Here is a 25,286-nt window from a genome sequence, read left to right on the forward strand (position 1 = left end):
ACTGGGTTCCTGTAGTTCTATAGGACAGTCACTCAATAGAAGGCAATATGAACATTTCGTCGGATGTCAAGCAAGAGGTCCATGAACGTGATGAGTACTATTGCCAACGCTGTGGTTCAAGAAACCATCCAGGTAGCCTGAACTGTCATCATATCAAGCCAGATGCGGCTGGTGGGGAGGCTGTGCCGAACAATTTGATCACTCTGTGTAATGAGTGTCATGACCGGGTACACCGGTATCATGAGGATATGTCGGATACTCCTGACCGCGGAATTTCCGAATGGACTGGACGGAACGTGTTTTTCAAGGAATATGTTGGCAGTTTAGGGGAGAGTACAGGTGATGACACGGTTTGTATCCCTGTTCATATCCGTGAAGCAGTTTACTCGGTGCTCACAGTGGAGGGGGACGATGTGGATCAGGCGGTTAATTATTGGCGAGTGGACCTGCAACCAGAGGAAGATGGTACAATCGGTGTCTGTGACTGCCCCTCTGAGAAGATCTGCAGACACCTGATTGAAGCTAAAATGGTGGATCCGTCGGATATCAAGGAGAACGAGGAGTGGAACATGCACACTGTTGATCCAGGAACTGGGAGTTGTTGGGCACCGCTTTGCATTTCCGACTTTCTAAGTGAAGTGCCGCGTCACCCTCAGATGCCGTTTGAGTCCCGGTTATCGAAGATTGCTGAGCCATACCGGTTCTCAGAGTAGATCCGTTTCAAAGGTTTAGCACCACCTGATTTTTTCTAGGTACAGCTACAACACCCTTAGTAGCATGGCGGAGCAGGAACCGATTCGACGTCTTCAGGAACGGAGTTTGGTGGAGAAGGTTCGTTCCGGTGCTTCGGACGTTGTTGAGGCCGGACGTTCTGCGGTGAAGTCTATGAAGAGGAAAGTGGGATATCTAAGGTAGCCCCTGTATATGGCGCAAGGTGTCAGAGCGAGGGATCACAGTTTTCGACAAGATGTGTTCGCAGGTCTGTGAATACGGGGTTACCGCAGAGAGGACAGTTTTGATTGACGTTGAGGCGTACCTGATTGGTCAGGAACTGGAATCGCAGAGTATGTTCTGTAAACCAGAAGCCGGGTTCCCCGATTTCGTAATGTAGCACAAACTTCGGCGGCGTAGAGCCTTCAGATCCGAGATCTAATTGTTCTAAGATTTCCTCTACCTTGGAGGAGTCATTGCTGAGAGTTTCGACTAAGTCCTTGTAACCGCCTTCATACCCTCTTGCAACGACTTGGAGATCTTTACCAGGATCTCCCCATTCTTCCTCAAACTGTTCTGTAACCTCGTCCTCGTAGAATTCGATATCAGGGATCAGCTCGCCCGGGATCTGGCAGACAGGTTCAGACTGGAGTGTCCGCCCATCTAAGGTGACTAAGTCGACATGAACGGTTGTCCAATGGTTCTTTTTGCCGACTTCTTTCAACTCCTCTACAGCGGCTATAGCATCGTCTCGTTCCAGGTCTGATTCGATGCACTCGTTGATGATGTCGCCTTGTTGCTGGGCAAAATTCAGGGGTATCGGGATTCGCTCGCCACTGATCTGTTGAAGCCAGTATAACTGCTCTAATTCTTCTCGTTCCAGGAAGTAATCCAGCTTCTCTGGGATGTTCAAGTTCTCTGGACTTCCGGTGTCGATTTCTTTGTCGGCGTGTTCGTCGACGATGATGATTCTCTCTATACCGTCTCCATCTAACTCCACTTCCTGCAGTTTGAGGTATTCGAAATACTGGTTGACGTCAAGCTCGTTGACGAGGAAATTGAAGTCGACGCCGAGTAGAGGTTGCGGGGTGAGCCCGACCAATCCGCGTTGTAGTGTCGTGATCTCTACAGGGTACTCTTCTGAAGTTTCGTTGTCGTATCGGGTCTTGATATAGAGGGTGCGATGATCCAGCTCGATTCGGCCAGGGAATGTCCTTTCCTGAGGTTGCTGTAATTCTTCGAGTTCCTTGATCTTGGGCAGAATGATGACTCCACTCTTGTTTGTGGCGGTGATCCACTCTTGTTCATCCCCATCATCGGTTTCCTCGAATCTAAAGAAGGAGAGATCAATTTTCTCCCCAGAAGTCTCTGCCCGCGAAATCTTCTTGAGGTAGCTGAATACCCGGTGTGTTTTCTCAGCGATCGTTAGCGAGTGATTGATGAGATAATCGATAGGTACACCGGCGAAGAACGGCTTCCATTCCTCTGTCCTACAAAGAAACAGTACGAAGTTCAGATCAACTTCAAGTTCCGTGCTTTCCCCGTTTTCCCTGGAGATCGTGAAGCCATTCTCCAATTGGGGTAAAGCCCTGTTCCCGTGTTTTACTGCGTTGTAGATGTCGTGGAAGTACAGATAGAACTCGCCTATACGCCGAATATTGGTGTCCAAGACTTCGATGGACTGGTCGATTGCTTCCCGGACTTCTTCTTCAGAAGCCTCTTCGCCAACTTCGTCGATGAAGGCGTAGCCAAACAGCGACTCGAGAACGGTCTCGTAGTCTTCGTCAATTCCCTGGTCTTGCAGATATTCTTCTTCCTCTCCATCCTGCAGACTTTCGAAGAAGCGACGCAGGTTTTTAGGCCGTATTTCGACGAGATTGTTGACGAGGTCCTCTTTGCCTTTGATGTAGGAGAGTAGGTAGATTCCGAAGGCTTCGACGTACTGTATGGTGGACTGGAATACTTCTACCTGTGTGTGTGCATTGATTTTTTCCTCTTTTCCGTCAGCGTCGATCTCTACGCCGGATTTCGTTTTTTCATAAGCGTCTTGGATGTAGTAGTAGAGAATATCTTCATCGTGGATTGTGTCGATGAACTCTCCTGCAGTCCGTTCCTCAGACCCTGATGAAAATTCCAGGCCCTCAAGAGGGTCCTCTGTCATTAAATCGGTGTTAGTTCTTCGCGGTATATAGGGCTACGCTCTACAGGGATGCAGAGCGGTGCTTCCATGAGTTCTTTAACAGAAGTGGGTAGAAGAGAAATGAGGAGTAATTCAGTCTGTTGAGAGGTTGTCGCTGATCTTGTCACGCATTTCTGTGGTCCGGGTAGGTGCGTCCGGATACTTGGCCCGGTAATCTTCTACGTCGTCTACGTTTCCGGTGCAGTTCTGGCTTTGCAGGTGGCCTTTCTCAATGGTCTTGAGTTCTTCTCCGCATTCTTGGCACTTGATCGGTCCAGGAGCGTACTTTGTATCACTCATATCTACTTGCTATCTGCTCTTGATATGCAATATTCTTGTGTTCCAGAATATTACCAACAAGCATCTATCAAGACCATGGGATTATTTTGAAGGGGTAGTTGCCCCCCGGATTCGAGTGTTTAGGCCGCCCTAGACGCCGTTTACGGCGATAGTTATATGGGGGTGGAAAACCTACGCTGACATGTCTCCCACAGCAAAAACACACCCGGAGACGAGGAGCAAAACTTGAGTTCGCCTGCAAAACCCACTGAACTCGGTAGAGGGCAGCAAACGGTCCACGAAGCGATTAATTCTCACCGGATCTACGAACCGGTTAGAGGCGTACATCCCCGTGTCGAGCTTCCGGACGAGGAGTATGAGGAGTGGCTTGACGGCAACCATGGCGTCGAGTACGTGGTGATCAATTTCTCAGACGCCGACGAAGTCAAAGAGCGGGACGGCGACTTGAGCCAGGTCTTAGAGCCGTGGCACATCCCGGTCATTCTCGGCACTGAACACGATGACGAAGTCAATGAACGCACCCTGCAGGACGTCTTGGATTTGCTGGAGGTGGCGCAGCCAGCGATCTACGTCCCCGACGTGGTCTACAACTACAACTGGATGGAGGAGGAGATCCAGGAAAACGCTATCGAGGCATACACTGGCCACGTCACTCAACTGCAGGAGCTGATCATCGAGAAGGATCTGGAGATCCGGTTGATCCCGACGAACAAGGGCTGGAAGTACGAGCACTTCCAGGAGTACCAGGAACTGTTCAACCGGTTTGACTACGAGGAGTTCGCGTTCTATGCTGTCCAGTACACTGGCGGTGACGCCGGGAACGCGACTCGGATTCTTCGGGGACACGTCCGGAACGTGAGAGCCGCCCTGAAGGTGGAGAACGTTTTCATGGTCGGACGTCTTGCGGAGAATGACCTGCTGCGGTTTCCTCCGTGTGTCCGTGGAGCTACCGGGCTTCGGCAGTGGAAGAGGAAGTGTTCGACTGGGCACGGACTTTCGCAGGATCCGTGGCCAGATTTCAAAGAGAATCGGGAGGCGAAGCTTGAGGTAAATGACGGTCAGGAGCAGAGGCCTGTCAACGAGTTCAGCGACAAGAAAGAGGACAACTGAACGATGTTCGTATTCCTTGGTTCATATAGCGGAGGCGGCGGAGGTTCGTCGGACGACGATGATTCGCAGGATGAAGGATCGACTGATGACCATGCTCAGACCGGTGTAGACGATTTCACTGGTGACGATGAGGGCGAGGATTCTGATAGCGATGCGGCTGCTGCAGGCGTAGCCGGTGCTGCCGGTGCCGCAGGCGCTGCCGGTGCAGGCGCTGCTGGTGCTGCTTCCGGTGCCGGTGCAGGTACGGTTACCGGGCCGCCAGAAGGCGATGATCCGGGAGACGGTGGAGATACCGAGGAAGGTGAAGAGTGTGAGGATGAAGAAGAGGAGCAGCCCGAAGCCCCGGACATCGAGGAGCCAGAGACAGAGCTGGAGGATGACCCAGAAGAGCAGGACGACGTCGACGACTCCGAGACAGAAGAAGACCTGGAAGAGGAAGACGATATCGACGATTCGGACGACGTTGAAGAGGATACAGAAGAGGAGGACGCCGACGACGAGGAAAATGAAGACGACGAAGACGAGGAGGAAGATGAGAGAGTAGTCGTGGTTCAGGAAGTCGATGCGTTGAGCGCGATGTCGTGGGGTGTCCAACCAGTGATGAAACGTGTCAAGGAGTGCTACAGTGAAGAGATCGAGCTCTTCTACAAACCGGCTCCTGTCCGTGAATTTAACCCTAGGCAGGAGAAGCAGAAGTGGATTGACGTCGGACAGCAGCTCGGTATGCCGGTTGATCCTTCGTTCTGGGACAGCGACCCGCCGGAGTCCACGGAACTGGTCAACAGGGCGTTCGAGGCAGCTAACAGGCAGCGCCGGGGTATGGATTACATCCGGTCGATGTGGCGACGTGGTGTTGCAGCTGGCCGTGACATCAACGACCGGGATGTCTTGGTTGAGTTAGCCTCTGATCTTGGCTTGGACCGGGAGCGTTTTGAGGAGGATCTGAACGAGGTTGAACTGGAATCCGGTGAGCGTGGAGAGCTTCCGTTCACGTTTATGGAAATCCAGGGGAAGCCAGTGCCGAAGAATGGGCGTGTCCGGTATTCGGACTTCGAGACCCAGTTCACGTTCCAAGGGATAGACAAGCAGGACCCTCAGGATCTGTCCGGTTTCGTTGAGGAGCATGGTCCTGTGGCAACGGTCGAGGTGATGGAGGTCTACGAGATCCAGGAACGCGGTGAGGCTGTCCAACGATTGGAAGACCTGGATGATGTTTCTTCCTTTAAGGTCGGCGGCGAACGGTTCTGGACTCTGTAGGAATTACCCTGAGGCTTCGCTGGGTACTACTTTCATTCTGGTTAGCTGGGGTATATGGTGGTTCCAGTCTTTGACTTTGGTAGAGGGTGTTTCAGATCCCTCAGGCACACGCGCTTCAAATACGGCACCCTTGGCCGTACTCCCCTCTACAAAAATGAGTTCCCAGAGTTCCCGGCTCGGAAGTTGCCCACGTTGCGGTGAGGAGATACATCAAGGCGATGTATTGATTGAGTATGAGTCCGGGGATGGTCCGTGTTGGATGACGCTAATTGGAACGGGTTCCGGAACAAGGACAGCATCCGGTACTTCCTGTACGAGTACGAGCTGTATCTCCGTGAAGGGAATCCGGAAGGCGATTTCCAATCCCTGCCCTCGTTCGAAGACTGGCAGTCACAGGATACGGACGGTATTCAGATTGTGCATATTTGGGCGCAAAACCCTGATGAGGAGTTGACGGCGGAAGAAGAGAGTGATCACGAAACTTACTATCAGGCGCTCGGAAAACTTGCTCTTCTCAGTCCCGGTGAGAACAACACAGGTAGTGACATGAGCTATGCGGAAAAATGGGATGAGGTCTACGGCGATTCCAGCAAGGCGATAATTCGGGAACTTCCGTCGCCTGAGGATACGACTTGTGAGTCCAGTGATTCTCTGTCCGTAGAAGAGATGTGAAATTTTCCCTGAAATACTGCCTTCATTGACTATCAGATGCGTTTCTTTTGAAGGGGGTTAACAGGTGTAGGTGGGTAGACGGTTCTGCTACGTTCCTTCTGATCTATATGTGCTGGATGGCGAAGGTGGCGGCAGAGATCACGAACGCCAGCAGTGACAGGAAGATTATTCGGTTGGTCAGCATTTGCTGGCTTTTCGCATCTGCTTTCCGGTAGACCCGTTCCTGGACAGAATACACCCGGTTCAGCTCTCTGGGGAACCATTTCCAGCCGAGCTGAGTCAGTATCTCGCTTACCGCCTTATTACTCACTTCGTCTTGAGGGATGTCGATCAGTTCATGGAGATGGTCTTCCGGTGATGTAATCACTCGCTGTATCTCAAAGAACTCAGTTGAGAGAACGGATAATTGATCGTCTATCTCGGATAGCTCCTTACTCCTAATTCCTACGCTGAGATTGTCTAACCTCTTTTCTAAAGCAATAAGCTGGCTCTCTATTCCGAAGATTTCGCTGATGAACTGTACCGTCTGTTCGTGACCGTGATCGCCCGGCGTTCTACTCAAGAATCGTTTCGCACGGTCCTCAAAAGAGACATCTGATTTCATTAACACCAAGTGGCGGACTTCTCCACAAAGGTATTCCCATCAAGGAATAAGGTGTTCAACCGCGAATAGGTGTGGTTCGATCCTATGTAACGCTAGACAGTTTTTCGGGATATGAGCTCTGAGGAGAAGCACGAGTTGATTATTGAGAAAGTAGCCGAGGCGTGACCTCTTTGCTTAGATAGTCACAGCATTGGTTCGTAGTCGGGGAACACTTTCTCTGCTTTCTGATTGACGGCGTGTGGAGGTTTCACCGGTTTGTTGTCGTGGGATACGTAGTACCGGTCTTCATCGAGTTTTTGGATGTGGTAGTTGTCTCCGTCCGCTGTTTCAACCATGACACGTACTTCCTGTTCTTCGACAGTGTTTGTGGTTCCTGGGTTGAGATGATGTGAGAAGTCTGCTCGGTCGAGGTACGGTTTAATCGTGGCCTGGACGTCGTCGGGAAAGACTCTGCCACTACTCACTAATGTGTATCTCCTGCCTCGTGCGTTCGGCATTTCGGTTTCCTGGATGATGGTGGCGTGTTCGTAGTCGTCCCTAACTTTCTGCAGTTCGTATCCCAGGTTATCGTCGTCATCAATTTCTGAAGGAGCAGTCTTCACGTATACCGATTTGATCGTGGCTTCAGACATGGATGGGTCAGTTAGACGTGACTTTTCAATCAGGGGCCATCAAGCTTTGCACAGCAAGTAATCCTCAAATCTTGTGTGTCCACTGTGACGCCGGGATATAAGTCAGATGGAAGATACACTTCGAGTTATGCCCAGTGATGCTGATAGCTTTGAAGCCGATCTGGAGAGCTTTAAGGAGTTCGTGGACAATGAGGGTCGGCACTTCTACGTGATCCAGTTCGAGGATGAGAGTGGACGTATTCTCAGGAAAAAGCCGAGCGAGGATGGGAACTCGTTAGCTGAATTTGAGATCAGAGATCGGTATGCGAAGGAGGGGATGCGGAAGATTGCATCAGCAACTGATTTCGATGTCGATGAGGACGCGAATACTCAGCAAAATCTTCGGAACTTGATGGCCGGGGAATAGGGGCCGTCAGATCTAGTTATTCTCTTGTTTTAGGTTGGAATCCTTTGATGATGTCTTTCCGGGCAAGGGTATCGATTACAGTGAATACTTCTTCGGCACCGGTTTTGTCTTCCTGCCAGACGTGGTCAAGGACATGGACTGATTCGTCACTGATGAAGACCTGATTCTGGTAACGGGTTTCGTCTTCAGCTACGAGGTAGCCAGGGTTAGAGACCGTTTTTCTATTCCATCTTCCAGCGGTGATTATGATCTCGTCTGGATAGAACCGGGTTTCTTGTGCTGTATCCCAGTCGACTTCCTCAAATTCGTATTCAACGTGCTTCCATCGGCCATCTTCCTCACTCGTTGCCCGTTCTCGTTGTGTCGGAGTAATGGGTGGCGAGAGTATTTCGTCAAGCGTGGTTTCTGCCATTTATCTCTGAGAACGTAGATCTGACAGATCTATAAATGATGTTGAATCTTGTCCAACGAGGAAGCATTCATCAGCTGCACAGGAATCGAGGTTTGTATTTCGGGATACTGGACGTTTATGCTGCTGGCTGAATGATTCTGGGTTAGAAAAATGCCTTTCATTGAGGACCCTGACGATCTACAATGGTACCGAGAGGAATTCAGTAGCGTCTGGAAGTCGGCCACTCTCACCTTCTCCAGTATCGAAGTTGATGGAGTTCAAATCCCAAATGGAGAGCTCTCGTTTTCACACGAATCCAGTGAGGAAGGTACGGAAGTCCTGTACCGGGAAGGAGCGCTTTCGATCTACGAGGTTGTCTCAAATTCTCCGTTCGATTTGCTTGAGCAGATACTGGATGGAGAAATCCCTACAGGTGGGGACTCAGTAGAAATAGAAAGCAAGTTGCTTCAGCACAATCCCAGCAACTATTTCCAAGACGGTCTTCAGGAAGGCCGAGTACGGGAAACCCGGCCTCGAATGGAGGTCAATGCCGCTGTTAATATCGAGGTCCCAGAGGATGTCGAGGATGAGTACTCAGAGACAACCAACGAGTTAGATGACCAGTTGATGAGAGCTGAGGAACCGTACTATGATCTTGGCCGCTGCGAAGGATACTACTTTGACTATGTTTTCCGCTCCAATCGGGAGAAACCTGCTATCCTGCTTTTCGCTGATTCAGGGATGGGCTTCAACATCGATGAGTCGGGTATGTTAGAAGTCGTATCTCCTACGGAATTGTTTGAGGACTTGTTCGTCAGTGTGCTCCCCCAGAAGCCGTATGATGAGCACAGAGGTTGGCGGATCGGACTTGATGAGGATCAGCTGGAATCGGTTGATGATGGCCGATCTCGATATACGGAGGAGTTAGAGTTAGACGGTATCGACGAGATCTATGCGATCCTGTATCTCGAGGACCGGATGGTCAACATGATTGAACACATTACGGGCGATATCGTGCCAGAGAATCCTCGGTATGAAATCATGCAGGCGTTCGACCAAGCCGATAATTTAGAGGGTTACTTGGAGGGGCATAACGCGGATTGCTTTGAGCCGGCTGTGGTGAATGCGTTGTGTACAGCTGGCTGGCTTGTCCAGTGGTACGGGGACGATCAGTTCGTTATCCCCAGTTTCTCGGAAGAAGTTCCCGGTGCTCCGTATCAGGAGATCGATATCATAGCTTATCACCCTGAGAATATGCAGATTCTCTTTATTGAGTGCACTAATCAGGATATCTCTGCGAAAGAGCAGATACTAGACCGGGCAGAAGCAATCAGCTCGATTCTTGAGGACTATTTCATCCCGACGGACGTCGGGCTGATCGAGCCTTTGCAAACGGTTCCCTGTGTTGCAACGCCTCAGACGCCAGAGGAACTCAATGATGGTGTTGTGGAGGAATTCAAAGAGAAGGGTATCAAGATTCTGGACTGCGAACGGTTGAAAGCGATTTACGCAGCCAGTGAGGATACTACGGAGACAGTGGACGCCGACACCCAGTTCATAGAGGTCTTCTAACTATCTCTGCAGTATTCTACAAGGCGTAGATCCGGTTATTTCACTTTCACTTTGGTGACGGAGCGCTAATAGGTCTCGATATGGAACTAGTAAATATAGATGACAACACGAAGACCCGTCCGGAAGGTCTCGGGTGCTGCGCGGCTACTCTCTCTTTCACCGGTTCTGGATCTGCGGTTGGCTCAACGCAGCCCAGCAGTTTGACGCAATCCGTCAAGAGTTTCGAGGAGGACCTGGAGGAGCGAGCTTTCATACAAATGGTATGTGAACGTGGACGATAATGCCATTCATCGCCCGCAAGGACGACCGCACCGTGATCCTGGCCGAGGTCGACGACGGCGAGGACGTCTACTGCACCCAGTGCGGTGACGTGATGCGGGTGCGCGGACCGTTCGAGGATGGCCGTTCACGTCATTTCTACCACGTCAATAATGTCGGTGGCAGTTGCACTGGGTCGGGACCCGACAGTGAGCCGGGACCGGCGGAGTCCGAGACCCATCAGAGACTGAAAGCACTCGCTGTCACCGGGTTACGCGACCGGTTTGACGAATATGCTCGATGCGGGCCGGAGATCACAATTGATGTCTCATCGACGCCAACCGAGGCGGATCAGCGACGAGCAGATGCGTTACTGGAGTTCGAGGACATAAACCGGTTCTTTGGCAAGGGCGTGATCGTTGAGGTCCAGCATTTGAACGCGGGGAAGGATATCCGGGCAACAACACACGATTATCTGTCGCAGGACTTCAGCGTGTACTGGGCGACGGTGGATGATTTCTCGGATGATCGGTTCCTGGTCGAGGAGATGGAGGATGCATTTGATGAGCGGCAGGATGCAGCGTTTGCGTCGTATCGGGATGCACCGCCAGCGTTGGATGCACCGGACCGGTTGATTACACCGGACGAAGAAGAGGATGCGCGGTATACGACGACAGATTTGGTGCCGGAGTGCAGTCATCTGTTGGTGCCGGCGGATGAGGCGTACCGGTGTTGTGTCCGGTGTGGGGTCGAGATCGAGACGTGTGTGTATGATGATCAGCGTGGGCGGTTGCGGAGTACGGACACGGTGCCGTCGTATTTTGAAGGTGAGCGGGTGTTGGCGGCGGATCGGCGATCGGTGGATTATCCGGTGTCGATCCGGCCGGTTGAGGAAGTGGGGGAGTCGCCGGATCATACGCATATCTGGGGACGGTCGTCCGGTATCTTTGGCGGAGATAAGTATCGGTGTACGCGGTGTGATAGTACGTTGCTGGTTTCACCGAATCGTATCCAGTTGACGCATGAGGTGGCGGAGCCGTGGAAGCCGGATGAGGCGCCATGGGAGTAACTTCTGGTGACCCTCTGGGGCTTGACGAGTATGTGCACATCCTTCCCCCAGTAGCGGCGAGCTTGCTGCAGTAAGGGGATTGGTTGATTCTGTAGACTCCGAACTTTCGAAGCGTCATGGCGGCTGGATCATTTATTTAAATGTTCTTACATAGTATGTACTCATGGCGACGGAGCAGTGGGTGGAGACCCGGACCGCAGACCCGTGCGGCAACAGTGCTCACATCCGGGTGCCGAAACGGTTCCGCGGCAAAACGTTCCAGGCAGAACTGGTAGACGAGTCTGAGGAATGGCGTAAGACTCTGGAAGCCAAGGCCTGCGGCAACAGCGCCCACCTCCTCCTCCCCAAACGATTCCGGGGAGAGACATTCCGGGTAGAGTTGGTTGAAGATAACAGTGATCCTGATGGTTGATGAAGTATGCGGGGTCGTAGCTCAGTCCTGTCTCCGATGGCTAAAGGCACAGGTATTCGAGTCGACAAATGGCGCAAGCTCCGTGATGCCGAACATCCGAGTGCATCCGACCTGCGAGGGGAAGAAAGGTCGCACCAAATGAGTGAATTCGGTTACGAGCAGGCTATGAAAGGCGTTATTCGGGTTCGAGACCCGCCGACCCCACTGCCCATTGCCGGCGAATTAGTCGGTTCAACGGGCACCCCGGCTCCGGGGGACATCCACAAAACTGGAGTGGTGTTTCAAACATGCAGTAGGCGACGGGTGAGTTAGCTCAGGCTGCTTAGAGCGGCGGATTGGAGGCCCGCAGTCCTCGGTTAAAATCCGAGACTCATCCACAGCCGAGGACGTCCGATCTGGATACCAGCCTCCGTAACCGTAAGAGATCGTGATCAACTGAAAACAACGGTAGAGCGGGTGATACGTAGTATAGATGTCAGCCCCTACGCTCACGACACGGGCCTTTATAATATCCTAGATAGTATTACGAGCCGAGGAAACCAGGAACGCTAACGAGGGAAAATGCAAGACAGAGACGGGGTAACTGTCGAAGCCGGTGTTGAATCTGTGTTGTTCTGCGTCGAATTGAACCCTGTTTGATGGGTGAAATCACACGGATTGTGATAGAAGCCTTCCAAGCTCATGGCCCGGGTTCAAATCCCGGTCCGCGCATCACCGTTCTCCGCGTCGGTAACGCCGATTCGATCGAAGAGCATCTCAGTGCAGTAAGCTAGCGACCCACAAACAGGGGCCACGCGAAACTGGACGAGACGTAGCTCGTGGCTTCCGAGGTTCCTCACATAGACCTACATACGGTCAGTCGACCTATGAGTGAAGAAACCGAGAACATCGTCCTCGTACCCGAACCGTCAGCGAACCACCTCAACCCTCGACAGCGCGTCTCCTACCGAGACCACCGGAGCAAGCTCGTCGACTGGATGCGCTCCGAGGGAAAAGATCCGAAGCGATCGATCGGCTACGCCCATTCGACGACTCGTCAACGAGCGTACCGCCTCGACACGCTCTACCGAAAAACGTGGAAAGCAGAGAACCGATATACGGAGAATATCACCCCCACGCACGCGGATGCCTGGATGCAGGAACTAGCGGAGACGGACTACTCTCAAAGCTACAAACACTGCTGTCAGAAAGCAGTGCAGACGTTGTTCAAGTGGAAACGACACGAGCTCGGCAGCTCAGTCGAATGGGAGCCGAAACTATCGTTTGCATCGCGATCGCTCCACAGTCCGCGCGATTTCCTCACGCGTGACGAACGAGAGCGAGTTCGAGAGGCTGCGCTCGAATACAGAGGGATTCCCGACTACGACGCGGTCCCACCGGACGAACACGAACGCTGGTCTCGGTACCTCGCGCAACGATTGGGAAAGACGAAAGAAAACGTGACGGTAGACGACTGGAAAGCCGCGAACAGCTGGAAGATCCCGTCGCTACTGTGGACGACGCTGGACGTCGGATTACGACCGATCGAAGTGCGGCGAGCGCCGACATCGTGGATAGACACGTCGAACAGCGTACTACGGATTCCGAAGGAAGACTCGGCGAAGAACACGGACCACTGGCGGTGTAGCTTGTCGGATCGAACGGTGATAGCAGTCGAACGGTGGCTCGAAGAGCGGAGCTGTCGGGAGAAATACGAGAATACGGAGCAGCTCTGGCTCACCCGGTTCGAAAACCCGTACTCGACTGGATCACTGAACCGAATATTTCGAGAGGTCTGCTCGGAGGCCGGAATCGCAGTAGAGGATCGGGATCTGACGTGGTACTCGATGCGTCACAGCGTCGGGACGTACATGGCGAACGAATTGACGGTGAAGGCGGCCGCAGCCCAGTTGCGCCATCGATCGATCAAATCTACGGTGCGGTACGATCGAGCGCCGATCGAGGAACGAAAAGCGGCACTCGAACAGATGGGCTAAGTTGTAACGGTGGCGGTCGATTAGTTTCTACTCCTAACACGACTGGTCCACCGGAGTCCCATCGTTTGATTAGTCGTTTTGCGCGTTGCTACGCGGATACCAGTTTTATATTCGTATAGCATGAATAGTCGATACTGATGGAGCAGGACGACCAAGCGGAGACGTTAGACGGGTGTGATTTCGCTCTCCGAGAAGGTGAACTCGAGCAGTTGTCGAACCGTTCGCTCGACGCCCAGGTTACCCTCTTTTCCGCACTGAGTAACGAAACGCGGTATCGGATTCTGTTGTTCGTCGCCGAGGCGAAGGAACCCGTCTGCGGTTGTGAACTCGAGCCACATCTCGACGTCGGGCAGAGTACTGTGAGTCAGTCGTTGAACCGGCTTCGCAAGGCAGGGTTAGTTACACGGACGAAGGAAGGACGATGGAGATACTATGAACCGACACCGTTAGCCGAGCGACTCGTCGAACAAGTCGAGACTGAACTGACCGACGAGCCGTTGACCGCCGATTAAAGGTCTATCGGTCGGTTGCTGTCGATCCACTCTGTTTGGTAGTCGTAAATTCCAGCGAGACGACCGAGACGGAGGTGTTCTGAAGGCACCGTATCCGGTCCGAATCGTCAATCTCGATCGGCAGCGCGATCGTACCGACTGAAAAAACTGTGAAAACGCCGATTTTGGAACGTATGAGACGTAGACGCTACGGATAACACAGTACAGATATATAGACTATCCTGCGACTTTGTCAGACGCTAAAGGCATATTTTTGTTCTTCCCTACCTGTCGTGCCCCCTAAATAAGGGATAATTATTAATATTACCATATTACAATATAGCACTATATGGTCTGCGACAGCATCGAACATGGGCGGGCGGATTCCCTTCCGCGGGAAATTCCAGAACCGACAGTAAACAGGGGCACGACGCACGCAAATCGTCGAAGAAGTCCGCTTCGAGAATCGACCGAAGCACCACTCACCGTCGTTACTACGGACAACTCATGACGAACTCAGAAATGCGCCGGCGACTGTTCCTCGCCTCCGCAGGAGCGGCGGCAGGAAGCGCATTAGCCGGCTGTAGCACACCGTTCGCAGGTGATGAGCCGGAAGATGCGCCGAGCGAGCGGATCGATCGGCTGGACAAGTATCCCCGAATTCGTGTGGGGAGCGTCGACGAGTTGTCGGAGGGGGACGTGGATACGTTCACGTATCCGCTCGACGGAACGAAGAACTTCCTCACTCGTGTCGACGGAGAGGCGTGGGGTGGCGTCGGCCCGGACGGCGGCATCGTAGCGTACAGCAACGTCTGTACGCACATGGGCTGTAGCGTCGGCGACCAGGTGAAACCCGAGCAGGAAATGGCTGGCCCGTGTCCGTGTCACTACACGACGTTCGACCTTTCGAAGGGCGGACTCGTCGTCTCCGGCCCGGCAACAACGGATCTCCCGCAAATTCGTCTGGAGATCGAAGATGGTGAGATCTTCGCTGCAGGCGTCGACGGGCTCGTCTACGGGCAACGACACAACCTGCGGGATGGCGAACGGGTCGAAACTGAAACGGAGGAGCAATAATGGCAGACAATCCTAACGTCAGTGAGGTTCCGGTTCCTCCCACGGACACGGAGCGTAGCACACGATCGTGTCGATACTGTATCGTCGGCTGTGGCTACGAGGTTTACAAGTGGCCGGTCGGGGAGGAAGGCGGTCCCACGGCCGACGAGAACGCGTTGGGTATCGATTACCCGGCCGACTATGGCGAGTGGCCCTCGCCGAACATGCACGAGATCATCAAGGAGAACGGCCAGGAGTATCACGTCCTCTTCAAACCGGACACCGAGTATCCAGTCAACGAGGGCGGTTCCCACTCCATTCGGGGCGGAACGCAGGCACAGTCGCTTTATACCCCCAACAACGAGGATTACGACGACCGGCTCAAGCACCCCCAGATTCGAATCGGCGGCGACCTCGTCCCCGTCGACTGGGACACCGCCATCGAGGCGTGGGCCCGTGCGACCGAAATAGCGACCGACGACGGGGAGAACCCGAACGGGTACGGCCAGAAGCTGTACTTTTACCAGTTCATCGAAAACACGTACGCTGGAACAAAGCTCTGTTTCGACGTCGTCGGGTCCCCGAACTGGGGCGGGCACAATCGGCCGGCGCTCACACCAGAGTGTCCGGGGATGGTCAACGCCGGCCTCTCGGAGTGGTCGTACTCCTACGAGGATGCTGCGGAGGCGGATACGCTGGTCATCGCGGGTGCGGACCCCAAGGAGAACCAGGACGTCATCTTCAGCAAGTGGATCAACGAACAGGGCAACCCGGACATCGTGTTCATCGATCCACGTCGGAAGTTCACGGCGAACTACGCCGAAAACAACGGCGGGATACACCTGCAGGTCAACGAGGCGACGGACCCGATCCTGCTCAACGCCATCGCCCGTCACATCGTCGATCAGGACTGGCACGATGAGGACTTCGTCGACGAGTGGGTGATGGACGACCGCGAAACCATCGACGAGGAGGGTTGGTATCAAGAGGAGTTCGGGATGACGCCCGAGGAATACTTCGACCTCCTGGACGACTCACGATACGATCCGGACAACGCCGCCGAAACGACCGGTGTTCCCGCCGAGGACATTCGCACGGCGGCGGAACTCATTGCCCAACCGGATACCGACGAGACGAACACGCTGTTCATGCTGGAGAAGGGACTCATCTGGGGTTGGTCCCACGAGAACACCGGTGGGCTGGCGAATTTGGCGTTGCTGACCGGCAGCGTCGGTCGGCCGGGGACTGGAATCACTCGCGCCGGCGGGCACCAAGAGGGATTCTGGACGCCCGGCGTCGAGGGCGACGTCATCGCCGAACGATCGACACAGACCTTCGACGGTGAGAACGTCGAGGACGTAACGATCGCACCGAACACGGTCGAGCGCGTCAGGAACGGAGAGATCAGCCACTGGCACGTCATCGGTAACGATCCGGGCCGCCAATCGTACGCGACACAGGACCTTCGCAACGCCCTTCGCGAACGCACTAGCGGCCCACAACCTCAGTCCGTCGACATCGACGAGATCGAACGAGCGTTCCGCGAACGGATCGAGCAGGGCGGGCTGGTTCTCACCCACCAGGAACTGTATTCCAACACGACGACACAGTTCGCCGATATCGTCCTGCCGGCGCGAGCGGTCGAAGCCGGTGAGGGCGGTGACTACCACCGCTGGAACGGTGAACGCCGATTCCGACAGTATCAGGGATTCATGGAGGGTCCCCCTGGGGCGAAAGAAGACTGGGAAATCTTCTCTATGATGGGGCAGCGTCTCGGCGCCGACGACATGGACTGGGACGGTCCCAGGGAGATATTTAACAGGATCTGCGAGGAGCACTCACACGACGGTGGTGAACACTCGCTACAGGGGATCGCAGACGCCGCGGAGGCCCAGGGATCGACCCCCGCCGAACTCATGGCAGAGGTCGACGACGGCGTCCAGCTACCCACCTACGAGGAGAACGGCGAACTCCAGGGGACGCCCCGCTCGCACGCCCCCGATGAGCAGCGAGAAGTTATGGAAAGTCGCTTCCACACCAGCACGGGCGAAGCGATATTCCAGCGCGTCGACTGGGATCGGGTCGTCGATCCAGACGAGGGACTCACAATCGGCGACGTCTACGAGCAACTCAGTCCCGGCGAGGACGAGATCTGGGTGACGAACGGTCGACTCCAGCATCTCTGGCAGAACATGTACACCCACCAGCGGCTGGAGTACATCCAGAAACGCTTCCCCCAGAACATCCTCCAGCTCCACCCCACCGATGCCGAAGCGCACGGCATCGAAGCCGGCGATCTCGTCGAGGTGACCAACGACGACGTCTTCAATATCAACGGGGAGAACACCGAAGGCAGCTTCACCGCGGTCGCCTACGTCGTCGACGAGAACGACGCAGCTCAGGGACAGCCCGTCTCGGAGGGGTTAGCCTACACCTACTGGCTGTACCCGAACCAGGTCAACAACGACGTCAATCCGGCGTATCTCGACCCCGCAAACCCCAACCCGGGATACAAGTACGGGAAGGGACGCCTCAGACGGCTGGGTGAGAGCGACGTCAAAGGCGAGATGAGCTTCAAACCGATGAATATAGCTCCCGAATGATGGACGCACCAACTTCCACGGCGGAACGGTCGTACCTCCGAATTGACTACGTCGCACGGACCGGAAACGGACGAATCATCGACACGACCGATCCGGAAACGGCCGCTGACAGCGACCTTGCCGATCTCGAGGCATCCGGCCCCGTCGTCGTGGTCCCCGGCGAAGGACATCTGTTCGAACCTGTCGAGCGGGCGATCGTCGATGCCGAACCGGGCACGACGATTCGGGTGACTGTCGACCCCGAAGACGCGTTCGGAACCGTCGATCCCGGGAAGACGGTCACGCTCAGCGAGGAAGCCGTCGCTCCGGAACAGCGCGAAATCGGGCGGACGATCCGACTCGGAGGGCAGCAAGGAGTGATCGAGGACGTCTCGGACGGATCGGTGACCGTCGATTTCAACCATCCGCTCGCGGGCGTTATTCTCGATTACGAGATCCAGATACTCGAACGCCTCGAGGGGACCGAGAAACGCGCCGCCGGTCTGGCGACGATTCACGGACTCCGTGACGCGTCCGTCGAACACGACCCCGGATCGGAGACGCTGACGCTGCACCACTCAGACTCGGAACCGACGAGCGACCACGATGCTCGCAAGCGAGCGTACGTCAACGACGTGCATCGACTCCTCGAAATCGCGTCTGTGACGGTGATAGAAGAGTATGGAGGTGAAGACAACTGAGGTTCCCATCGGCCTTTCATACGTCTCGTGACTCGTCCGGCTAAACGAGGCCCAGCGGGTATATTCAGCAGAGGCGTTATTTGTCGGACTGGAGTTCTTCGAACAGGTCCTCTACGCGTCGTTCGATCTCGTCGCGGATCTCTGCGACCGTGTCTGCTGGCTCGCCATCCGGATCGGGCAAGTCCCAGTCGCGGTTCTCGCCGGCCCATCCCGCAGGACACACGTTTTCTGCGGAACAGCCCATCGTAATCACGTAGTCACTTCCTTGAATCTCCTCGAACGTTACTTCACGGGGTGTTCGATCGCCGATATCGATTCCGGTCTCTGCCATCGTCTTGACGACCACCTCGTGAACATGATCGGCTGGTTGAGTCCCTCCAGTGATGAGTTCGAACTCGGTCTCGAGCCCACGCTTTTCCAGTTCTTGCTGAGCGAAGGCGTAGGCCATCTGAGAGCGACCTGCATTTTGGACACATACGAAAGCCACCCGGACGGGGTCGTCGCTGTCAGCAGTATTCGTCATCGGTTCTGGATCGCCTGTCGTTCTTCTGTTGTCGGTAGATCATTGAGTAGTTCGATGACTTGTTGTTCAATTTCCGTACTAATCGCTCCCACTTCATCGTAACTTCCTAGGGCAGGGTCGATGAATCCCCAGTCTCTGACGACGACCCCCGTAGGTAAATCCTCCGCAGAGAGCGAACATCCCATAAGGGCAACAATGTCGAACGTTGCCAGCTCGTCCCGCGTAATTTTTCGCGGCGACTGGTTCGAGAGGTCGTATCCTTTTTCAGCCATTACGTCCACGACGACCGGGTGGAGTTTGTCGGCGGGGTCAGTCCCTCCGCTGTGAATCTCTACGTCGTCACGCTCTCGAATCTGAAGTTGTGTTTCGGCCACCGCTTCGGCTATCTGACTCCGACCGGCATTCTCTACGCAGACGAACCCGAGTTTCACACGGTCGGCCATACGGAGGTGGTAATTTTACGGATGAATAGAACTTGCTAAGTGCTCTATTTAGTGATCTATAGGCCGTGGTCAACGATAGAACGAACTTGACAGACACGCGCATTGTATTCAGTATAGCCAGAATGATGTATCTGTTGTCGACGATTCTAACAGCATCGGATAGTCGATTATCGCAAATCGACCCGAGAACAGATTTGGGCCACAGAGACTCTCACAACCCGAGACCGCTATCAGAGAAACGGCACTAACAGCAGTCGCCGGCTCCGCAAGCGTCGCCGTACTCGATACCGGTTTCCTCGCTGATCGCCTCGTTACACTGTTTCAGGATCGACTCGAACTGGAATGACGTCGACTCGGACTGCGCTACTGCAAGTTCCTCGCCGAGGTCTTCGGCGGCAGCCAGGACCTTCTCGTCGGTGGTACTCAACAGCATCCACCTCCCGTCGACTGGGCGAACTCCCGGCCGATCGAGTCGCTGATCACGTCGTTCGTCTGCTGGAGGAGGTCGACGAGATCCTCCTGGGCTTGCCGGTGCCGTTGGATGGTTTCGTTTTCCGAGAGTTCCGTCTGGAGTTCTCGGAGTTCGCTCAGGATCGACTGGTCGAAGCCGCCTCGTTGCATCCGCCGCTGTTTCTGCTGGTACTCGTCGAGCAGCGCCATCGCTTCCGAATCCTCCTCGAGTCGCTCGCTGGCCGCCACGAACTCCCGGTAGGTCTCGGAGTCCTGTACGGCGTCGATGAACGTCCGAAGCGTCTCTTCGACGGCTGCCTCGTTCGCTTTGGACTCGCTCATGGCGCAGTCACCTCCTCTTTCTCCTGGGTTTCCTCTGCGAGACCGGCCAGGCCGCTGATTTCCTCACCGAACGCGCGCAGTTCATCCAGTCCGATCGGCTCGTCCTGTCGAAGCGGCGCGAGCATCATCGGAACGTCGAAGCGATCGCTGATCTCCCCGAGGTACTCCTGCTGTTGGTCGCGGCGGTTCTCGAAGAACGAGTTGTCGCCGTACTCCTCCGGCAGCAGGTAGTTCGCCACCACCAGCGAGGTTTCGATACCGACCTGCTCGTGGAGGTCCTCGGCGGCCCGGTAGGCCTCCATCATCGGCGTAAACTCGGGATACATGACGAACGCGAACGAACTCTTGTCGGGATCCTGCATCGTTTCGATGACGGTGTCGTATTTGCCCTCCTTTTCGGGGGCTGCTCCCTTCGTCAGCGATCCGAGGTCCATGAATCCCTTCCAGTCGGAGGGCAGTTCGAGGAGTCGGAGCGTGTGGCCGGTCGGGGCGGTATCGAAGATGACGACGTCGTACCCGTCCTTTTCGAAGTAGCTGACGAACTTCTCGAGCGCCGCCATCTCCTCGGCGCACGGCGACTCCAGTTCCTCCTCGACGTTCGCGATCGCCGCCTCGACGTCGATCGCCGTGTCGTCTTTCTCCTCGTACATCTCGGTGACGTGATCGAGGACCTGCGCGCGGTACTCTTCGAGGGCCTTCTCCTGGTCGATCCGTGCTGCATCGAGGTTTTCCTGGCCGACAGACGTCGGTTCGTGGCCGACCGGCTCCCCGAAGATGTCCTCCAGGTGGGCCGCCGGATCGGTCGTCACGACGAGCGTCTCGTACCCCGTTTCAGCGAGTGCAGTCGCCGTCGTCGAGGCGATCGTGCTCTTGCCGACGCCGCCTTTCCCGGTGAAAAAGAGGTACCGGGTTCCGTCAACCGGCCGCAACTCCGCCGCGACGGCCTCCGGATCGGTCAACGAGTCGACTTCGACGGAATTCTGTTCGCTCGCGTCCGCACCGTCGATGGTACCCACGTCGACGGTTGCCTCGTTCCCATCGTAGATGACGCCGCCGACGTCTGCCAGCAGGTCGAGACCGGCGATCTCACCGGGCTGAAGCGGATAGGTCGCGATCGCCTGCTCGTCGAACCTCGTCTCTACGCGATCGATAACATCCTGTTCGTCTTCCCGTTTTCCGGTGAAGAAGGGGTCTTCGCAGACCGATTCCGGGAGATAGCCGTTGACGACGACCAGCTGCGACTCGATACCGAGTTCGCTGAGGTCGGCGGCGCTCCGTTCGATCTCGTCGATCGACGACGCTTCCGGCTTACCGACGAAGGCGAACGACGTTCGATCGTTGTCCTGTAGGGTGTCGATCGCCCGCTCGTACGCTGCCTTCTTGTCCTCCATGGACGCGGCGGGACCGATACAGGTCGATCCTCCCTTCTCGAGTTCGGCGTTCCAATCGGAAGGAAGTTCCATTAGCCGGATCGTGTGGCCGGTCGGCGCGGTGTCGAAGACGACGACGTCGTACTCGGGGCTGTCCATGAAGTCGACGAAGTTGTCGAAGGCCGCGATCTCTTCGACACACGGACTGTTGAGTTGCTCCTCGACGGTTTTGAGTTGTTCCTCGCCCAAGAGTTCCCGCATCGGTTCGATCGTCTCCTGACGGTACTCTTCGGCTGCGACGTCTGGATCGATCTCGATCGCTGAGAGATTGTCGATGTCGTCGATCGCGGTGACCTCGTGGCCGATCACCTGGTTAAAGATATCGGAGAGATTCGGCGCGGGGTCGGTCGTTACCAACAGCGTCTCGTAGCCGTTGTCGGCCAGCCAGGTTGCAGTGGCGCAGCTGACGGTACTCTTGCCGACGCCGCCTTTGCCGCTGAAAAAGACGAATTCGGTCTCTTCTCCGCTCGGTTCGACGATTTCTCGGGCACCAGTTGGTGCGTCTGTCATTCCGCGGCCTCCTGTGGCTGGGTATAGTTTTCCAGGGCCGCTTCGAGTTCGTCGTACGAGAGGTACGATTCCTTGGCGACGATCTCGTCGTCGACGACCGTGATCGGGAGAATCGACGGGCCGTGTTCCTGGACCAGGTCGTAAATTCGCTGCGTCTCGAGGAACCGGTCAATGTCGTGTTGCATGTTCGCCCGCGTGATATCGAGGTCGTCGAACGCCGCCTCAAGTTGGTCGAGCGCGGCGCTGACCTCGACGAGTTCGTCGTCAGGGTCCGGCCCGCAGACGCCCGTGGAACAGCACATCGCTTCTTCGTACAGCGTGAGTTCGGTCATTGAGTTGGAACGGATGTAGTGATCTGATCGTTCAATCGTTTCTGCTATATGTCGAGACCGCTTGAGTCTCAACCAAGCGTATCGTGTCGTACTCGATTAAGGGATCGCTCAACCGTATCAATAAATCCTTCGATCGGTCGGGAGTCGGCGCTCCATCACGAAAACGCTGCCAGTACCACAGTGGCGGGCGATTAGTCGATAAATCCGTTAGTCGACCACGGATCATCGTCGTTCCCACAGTTAGCCGTCACACAGCACGAAGCCGGCGCGCTCACGAGTACGAACGCACTTTCGATGTCGCTATTTCGGAGCTGACGCGTCGATCCGGGAGAATCCAGATCGCGTCGTCGCTTTCCATCTCGACTGACTCGCCGTCGAACATCCGTCGAGAAGAATGTAGATCTCTTCACGGGCTTGAAAGTGCGCTGTAATACTGGTTCGGACTTGCCTGTTCCTTGTGGCTAGTCGATTTGAATATTATTAAATTGTTTTGCGACACATCTTCGTCAAAGTGTGGGCCAGACTCCAAAACGCTTAATTCACTATCAGTTCAATTATTGCCCATGTCATCGACTGAGCGATTACAGCGCTATCTCTCCGACGAACGAGGCGTGTGTGGCGACGACGAGGTAGCCCAACGGTTAGAAGAACTCGAGGAACTAGACGCAGCCGCAGGAGGTCCGGACCTCGAGTCGGACGTGACGCTCCTCTCGGCACTGGCGAACGAGACTCGCTACAAGATCGTTCGCATTCTCCACCTCGCCGACGACGAACTCTGTGTCTGCGAGATCGCACCGCTGCTTGACGTCAGCGATAGTGCAATCAGTCACGCACTTTCCCAACTCACCGATGCTGGACTCGTCGCACGACGAAAGGATGGGAAGTGGCGCAAATACCGGGCGACAGCACAAACCAACGCTATTCTCATCGCCCTCGACGGGTCCCGAAACTTGTGAGTTACAGTTCCGCGTTTACCTGGAGGTGGGCTGAGTGACGGTCAGTTCTCACTGGATGAAGTAGAGAACGTGGGGAAATACGGTCTCAATCGTACCGCTACGCGAGATCTGAACGGACTCTCGTCGGAGTGATGGAGAATGTATCGATTCGAACGCCATCGGTTCTTCTACAGCGCGAATGTGAAAACGGCTTACCCGAATAAGCCCCTAAGCTCACGACACGGGCCTTTATAATATCCTAGATAGTATTACGAGCCAAGGAAACCTAGAACGCTGACGAGGGAAAATACCAGACGGAGACGGGGTAACTGTCGAAGTCGGTGTTGAGTCTGTGTTGTTCTACGTCGAATTGAACTCTGTTTGATGGGTGAAATCACACGGATTGTGATAGAACCCTTCCAAGCTCATGGCCCGGGTTCAAATCCCGGTCCGCGCACTTTTCGACTGGTTGGCGGTGAGAGGCGAAGTGGGGCGAACGGACCGCTGACGGAGCCGTTCCTGAGGTCTATGATCTGTCCGTTACTCGTCCGATTCGTCGGTCTCGGACTCCTCTGCCTCCACTTCTTCGGATTCGGCTTCCGATTCCGCCGACTCGTCACCCGCTGATTCGGCGTCCGGCTCCGCTGGCGGCACCTCCCACTCGGGTTCGATCTCGTCGGCGTCCTCGCCCGTTTCGCGTTCGACCTCGAGTTCGAACTCGAGGGTCTCGTCGGGCCGTTCGATCGTGGCCGAGCCGTCGTCGCCCGCGACGGTCAGGTCGCCGGTTCCATCGAGGTCGTCACCGTTCGAACCGGCGGACGTCAGTCGTCGGTCTCGCGAGCCTGGGTCGCGATCTCGTCGACGAGATCGGCGTCGTAGGTCCAGAACCCGGCGAACGAACCGGAATCGCGCTCCTCGGCGAGCAGCCCGCAGGCCTGCCGATCGTCCGGGCCGCCGTCGAACGCGAGGAACCAGAACTGGGCGAGTTCGTCGCCGGGGTCGGTGTGGATCGTCACGCCGGGCAGCGTCGGCGGGTTCCAGTCGTCGCTGCCGTAGACGTGGATCTCGAGCGCCGTGTCGTCGGCCATCCGTGCGTACACCGGAAGCTGTGCCCGCATCGCGGAGAGGCGCTGGAACCCGACCCGCAAGGTCCCCGAGCCGACTCGCCACGCCCGGTCCTCGATTTCCCGGGTCGTCGCCAGCAGCTGTCGGCGATCGAGCGACTGCCACACCGCCCCGTCGAGGACGTCCAGTAGCGTCCGGTAGGGAGCGTCGACGAACGCCTCGTCCCAGGGCCGGTAGATGGGGGGTTCGAGGAAGTCGCGGGCTTCTTCGAGGCCGATCGCACCGGCGAACCCGTCCGCGTCCCTGAGGACGAGAAAACCCTGGCTCGTCACGTCGGGGAGCGAGCAGTGAGTGACCGTGACCCCTCTCGATTCGAACTGGGCCGCGACGTCGGGGTGCGGCGTGCTCGCATACACGGTGATCGTCCGGCGGGGATACTCCAGCCGATCGAAGACGTCGGTGAGGGTCATCGTGGACGCGTGTCGATTACGATCCGGTTTCGGCGAGACAGGCCAGGTGGACGAACTCGCGGACCGCGTCCGGGCAGGGGGTCAGCGAGACCGTCTTCGACGCGTCGTCGTAGTCGACGACGCCGAACTCGACCAGGACTGGCACGTGCTGGTGGACCAGCGTCTGGTACGCCCGATCGCGCTCCCGGCGCGTCGCCATGCCGTTGGTCGACGCCCCCATCCAGCCGACGACGACGTCGGCGAGTTCCGTGACCGAGGCCGTCTCCTGTTCCAGGAGGAAGTAGAGCGCGTACCGCCGCTCCTGGTTCCGGAGGGCGACGAACCCGTGGTCGATGGTCGCCCGGTCCGGGTCCGCCTCTCCGGACCCCTCTTTGTCACTCATTAGCACGATCTATGCGACTGGGATG

Annotated in this window: 27 protein-coding genes, 1 tRNA gene and 1 pseudogene; 16 read left to right on the forward strand and 13 right to left on the reverse strand. The window is 55.7% G+C overall.

Annotated features, from left to right (window positions below):
- The first annotated feature begins 47 nt into the window (after nucleotides 1–47).
- On the forward strand, nucleotides 48–713 hold the full coding sequence (locus AC6I6X_RS16445; RefSeq protein ID WP_497931613.1) for an HNH endonuclease: 666 nt from the start codon (nucleotides 48–50) through the stop codon (nucleotides 711–713).
- A gap of 224 nt (nucleotides 714–937) precedes the next feature.
- Here the strand turns inward: AC6I6X_RS16445 and AC6I6X_RS16450 are convergent, their stop codons facing one another.
- Nucleotides 938–2,872: a hypothetical protein gene (locus AC6I6X_RS16450; RefSeq protein ID WP_497931614.1), complete on the reverse strand. Its 1,935-nt coding sequence runs from the start codon at nucleotides 2,870–2,872 to the stop codon at nucleotides 938–940.
- A gap of 111 nt (nucleotides 2,873–2,983) precedes the next feature.
- A complete protein-coding gene (locus AC6I6X_RS16455; protein WP_497931615.1) occupies nucleotides 2,984–3,190 on the reverse strand; it encodes a hypothetical protein in 207 nt (68 codons plus the stop codon).
- A gap of 225 nt (nucleotides 3,191–3,415) precedes the next feature.
- Here AC6I6X_RS16455 and AC6I6X_RS16460 point away from each other — a divergent pair, with 225 nt between their 5' ends.
- From AC6I6X_RS16460 to AC6I6X_RS16475, 4 genes and pseudogenes are all read left to right on the forward strand, one after another.
- Entirely contained in the window at nucleotides 3,416–4,300 is an 885-nt protein-coding gene (locus AC6I6X_RS16460) for a hypothetical protein (protein WP_497931616.1), read from the forward strand.
- Nucleotides 4,301–4,303: 3 nt separating this feature from the next.
- On the forward strand, nucleotides 4,304–5,557 hold the full coding sequence (locus AC6I6X_RS16465; RefSeq protein WP_497931617.1) for a DsbA family protein: 1,254 nt from the start codon (nucleotides 4,304–4,306) through the stop codon (nucleotides 5,555–5,557).
- 154 nt (nucleotides 5,558–5,711) lie between these two features.
- Nucleotides 5,712–5,771, forward strand: a pseudogene (locus AC6I6X_RS16470) (DUF7837 family putative zinc-binding protein); the annotation flags it as partial.
- 38 nt (nucleotides 5,772–5,809) lie between these two features.
- A complete protein-coding gene (locus AC6I6X_RS16475; protein ID WP_497931618.1) occupies nucleotides 5,810–6,229 on the forward strand; it encodes a GmrSD restriction endonuclease domain-containing protein in 420 nt (139 codons plus the stop codon).
- 103 nt (nucleotides 6,230–6,332) lie between these two features.
- Here AC6I6X_RS16475 and AC6I6X_RS16480 read toward each other — a convergent pair whose 3' ends face one another.
- Both AC6I6X_RS16480 and AC6I6X_RS16485 read right to left on the reverse strand, forming a co-directional pair.
- Nucleotides 6,333–6,833: a hypothetical protein gene (locus AC6I6X_RS16480; RefSeq protein ID WP_497931619.1), complete on the reverse strand. Its 501-nt coding sequence runs from the start codon at nucleotides 6,831–6,833 to the stop codon at nucleotides 6,333–6,335.
- A 182-nt stretch (nucleotides 6,834–7,015) separates the two neighbouring features.
- Nucleotides 7,016–7,465, reverse strand: a complete 450-nt coding sequence (locus AC6I6X_RS16485) for a hypothetical protein (RefSeq protein ID WP_497931620.1) — start codon at nucleotides 7,463–7,465, stop codon at nucleotides 7,016–7,018.
- Nucleotides 7,466–7,571: 106 nt separating this feature from the next.
- Between AC6I6X_RS16485 and AC6I6X_RS16490 the strand changes: the two genes are divergently transcribed.
- Entirely contained in the window at nucleotides 7,572–7,871 is a 300-nt protein-coding gene (locus AC6I6X_RS16490) for a hypothetical protein (protein ID WP_497931621.1), read from the forward strand.
- 16 nt (nucleotides 7,872–7,887) lie between these two features.
- Here AC6I6X_RS16490 and AC6I6X_RS16495 read toward each other — a convergent pair whose 3' ends face one another.
- Nucleotides 7,888–8,283 (reverse strand): hypothetical protein, encoded by a 396-nt coding sequence (locus AC6I6X_RS16495; RefSeq protein WP_497931622.1) that lies wholly within the window; start codon nucleotides 8,281–8,283, stop codon nucleotides 7,888–7,890.
- 150 nt (nucleotides 8,284–8,433) lie between these two features.
- Between AC6I6X_RS16495 and AC6I6X_RS16500 the strand changes: the two genes are divergently transcribed.
- The 9 genes from AC6I6X_RS16500 to AC6I6X_RS16540 all read left to right on the forward strand — a co-directional run bounded on the left by AC6I6X_RS16500 (nucleotide 8,434) and on the right by AC6I6X_RS16540 (nucleotide 18,379).
- Nucleotides 8,434–9,834, forward strand: coding sequence for a hypothetical protein (locus AC6I6X_RS16500; protein ID WP_497931623.1), 1,401 nt, complete (start codon nucleotides 8,434–8,436; stop codon nucleotides 9,832–9,834).
- Between the two features lie 280 nt (nucleotides 9,835–10,114).
- Nucleotides 10,115–11,161: a hypothetical protein gene (locus tag AC6I6X_RS16505; RefSeq protein ID WP_497931624.1), complete on the forward strand. Its 1,047-nt coding sequence runs from the start codon at nucleotides 10,115–10,117 to the stop codon at nucleotides 11,159–11,161.
- Nucleotides 11,162–11,324: 163 nt separating this feature from the next.
- Nucleotides 11,325–11,573: a DUF2080 family transposase-associated protein gene (locus AC6I6X_RS16510; RefSeq protein ID WP_497931625.1), complete on the forward strand. Its 249-nt coding sequence runs from the start codon at nucleotides 11,325–11,327 to the stop codon at nucleotides 11,571–11,573.
- A gap of 301 nt (nucleotides 11,574–11,874) precedes the next feature.
- Nucleotides 11,875–11,950 (forward strand) — tRNA-Ser (locus AC6I6X_RS16515).
- Nucleotides 11,951–12,706: 756 nt separating this feature from the next.
- Nucleotides 12,707–13,549 (forward strand): tyrosine-type recombinase/integrase, encoded by an 843-nt coding sequence (locus AC6I6X_RS16520; protein WP_497931871.1) that lies wholly within the window; start codon nucleotides 12,707–12,709, stop codon nucleotides 13,547–13,549.
- 137 nt (nucleotides 13,550–13,686) lie between these two features.
- A complete protein-coding gene (locus tag AC6I6X_RS16525) occupies nucleotides 13,687–14,061 on the forward strand; it encodes an ArsR/SmtB family transcription factor (protein WP_497931626.1) in 375 nt (124 codons plus the stop codon).
- 486 nt (nucleotides 14,062–14,547) lie between these two features.
- Nucleotides 14,548–15,117 carry an arsenate reductase (azurin) small subunit gene (locus AC6I6X_RS16530; protein WP_497931627.1) on the forward strand — a complete coding sequence of 190 codons (570 nt, stop codon included), beginning with the start codon at nucleotides 14,548–14,550 and terminating at the stop codon, nucleotides 15,115–15,117.
- Entirely contained in the window at nucleotides 15,117–17,699 is a 2,583-nt protein-coding gene (locus AC6I6X_RS16535) for an arsenate reductase (azurin) large subunit (RefSeq protein ID WP_497931628.1), read from the forward strand. The genes AC6I6X_RS16530 and AC6I6X_RS16535 overlap by 1 nt, the downstream gene beginning before the upstream one ends.
- Nucleotides 17,699–18,379, forward strand: coding sequence for an FKBP-type peptidyl-prolyl cis-trans isomerase (locus AC6I6X_RS16540; RefSeq protein WP_497931629.1), 681 nt, complete (start codon nucleotides 17,699–17,701; stop codon nucleotides 18,377–18,379). Before AC6I6X_RS16535 ends, AC6I6X_RS16540 begins: the two co-directional genes overlap by 1 nt.
- A 76-nt stretch (nucleotides 18,380–18,455) precedes the next feature.
- On the opposite strand, the gene AC6I6X_RS16545 is transcribed toward AC6I6X_RS16540, so the two are convergent.
- The 6 genes from AC6I6X_RS16545 to arsD form a co-directional block, all read right to left on the reverse strand.
- Nucleotides 18,456–18,902, reverse strand: a complete 447-nt coding sequence (locus tag AC6I6X_RS16545; protein WP_497931630.1) for an arsenate-mycothiol transferase ArsC — start codon at nucleotides 18,900–18,902, stop codon at nucleotides 18,456–18,458.
- Complete coding sequence (locus tag AC6I6X_RS16550; RefSeq protein ID WP_497931631.1) at nucleotides 18,899–19,345, reverse strand: arsenate-mycothiol transferase ArsC; 447 nt, start codon at nucleotides 19,343–19,345, stop codon at nucleotides 18,899–18,901. Before AC6I6X_RS16550 ends, AC6I6X_RS16545 begins: the two co-directional genes overlap by 4 nt.
- Nucleotides 19,346–19,589: 244 nt before the next feature.
- On the reverse strand, nucleotides 19,590–19,778 hold the full coding sequence (gene hcsS, locus AC6I6X_RS16555; RefSeq protein ID WP_497931632.1) for a halo-CC-star protein HcsS: 189 nt from the start codon (nucleotides 19,776–19,778) through the stop codon (nucleotides 19,590–19,592).
- On the reverse strand, nucleotides 19,769–20,137 hold the full coding sequence (gene hcsL, locus AC6I6X_RS16560) for a halo-CC-star protein HcsL (protein ID WP_497931633.1): 369 nt from the start codon (nucleotides 20,135–20,137) through the stop codon (nucleotides 19,769–19,771). Before hcsL ends, hcsS begins: the two co-directional genes overlap by 10 nt.
- On the reverse strand, nucleotides 20,134–22,077 hold the full coding sequence (gene arsA / locus AC6I6X_RS16565) for an arsenical pump-driving ATPase (RefSeq protein ID WP_497931634.1): 1,944 nt from the start codon (nucleotides 22,075–22,077) through the stop codon (nucleotides 20,134–20,136). Before arsA ends, hcsL begins: the two co-directional genes overlap by 4 nt.
- Entirely contained in the window at nucleotides 22,074–22,409 is a 336-nt protein-coding gene (arsD, locus tag AC6I6X_RS16570; RefSeq protein WP_497931635.1) for an arsenite efflux transporter metallochaperone ArsD, read from the reverse strand. The genes arsA and arsD overlap by 4 nt, the downstream gene beginning before the upstream one ends.
- A gap of 563 nt (nucleotides 22,410–22,972) precedes the next feature.
- Between arsD and AC6I6X_RS16575 the strand changes: the two genes are divergently transcribed.
- Entirely contained in the window at nucleotides 22,973–23,365 is a 393-nt protein-coding gene (locus tag AC6I6X_RS16575; protein ID WP_497931636.1) for an ArsR/SmtB family transcription factor, read from the forward strand.
- A gap of 800 nt (nucleotides 23,366–24,165) precedes the next feature.
- Here the strand turns inward: AC6I6X_RS16575 and AC6I6X_RS16580 are convergent.
- Nucleotides 24,166–24,879 carry a DICT sensory domain-containing protein gene (locus tag AC6I6X_RS16580; protein WP_497931637.1) on the reverse strand — a complete coding sequence of 238 codons (714 nt, stop codon included), beginning with the start codon at nucleotides 24,877–24,879 and terminating at the stop codon, nucleotides 24,166–24,168.
- A gap of 16 nt (nucleotides 24,880–24,895) precedes the next feature.
- On the reverse strand, nucleotides 24,896–25,261 hold the full coding sequence (locus AC6I6X_RS16585; RefSeq protein WP_497931638.1) for a DUF7344 domain-containing protein: 366 nt from the start codon (nucleotides 25,259–25,261) through the stop codon (nucleotides 24,896–24,898).
- Nucleotides 25,262–25,286: the final 25 nt, after the last annotated feature.

The sequence above is a fragment of the Halosolutus sp. YCN4 genome (genome assembly GCF_059736495.1).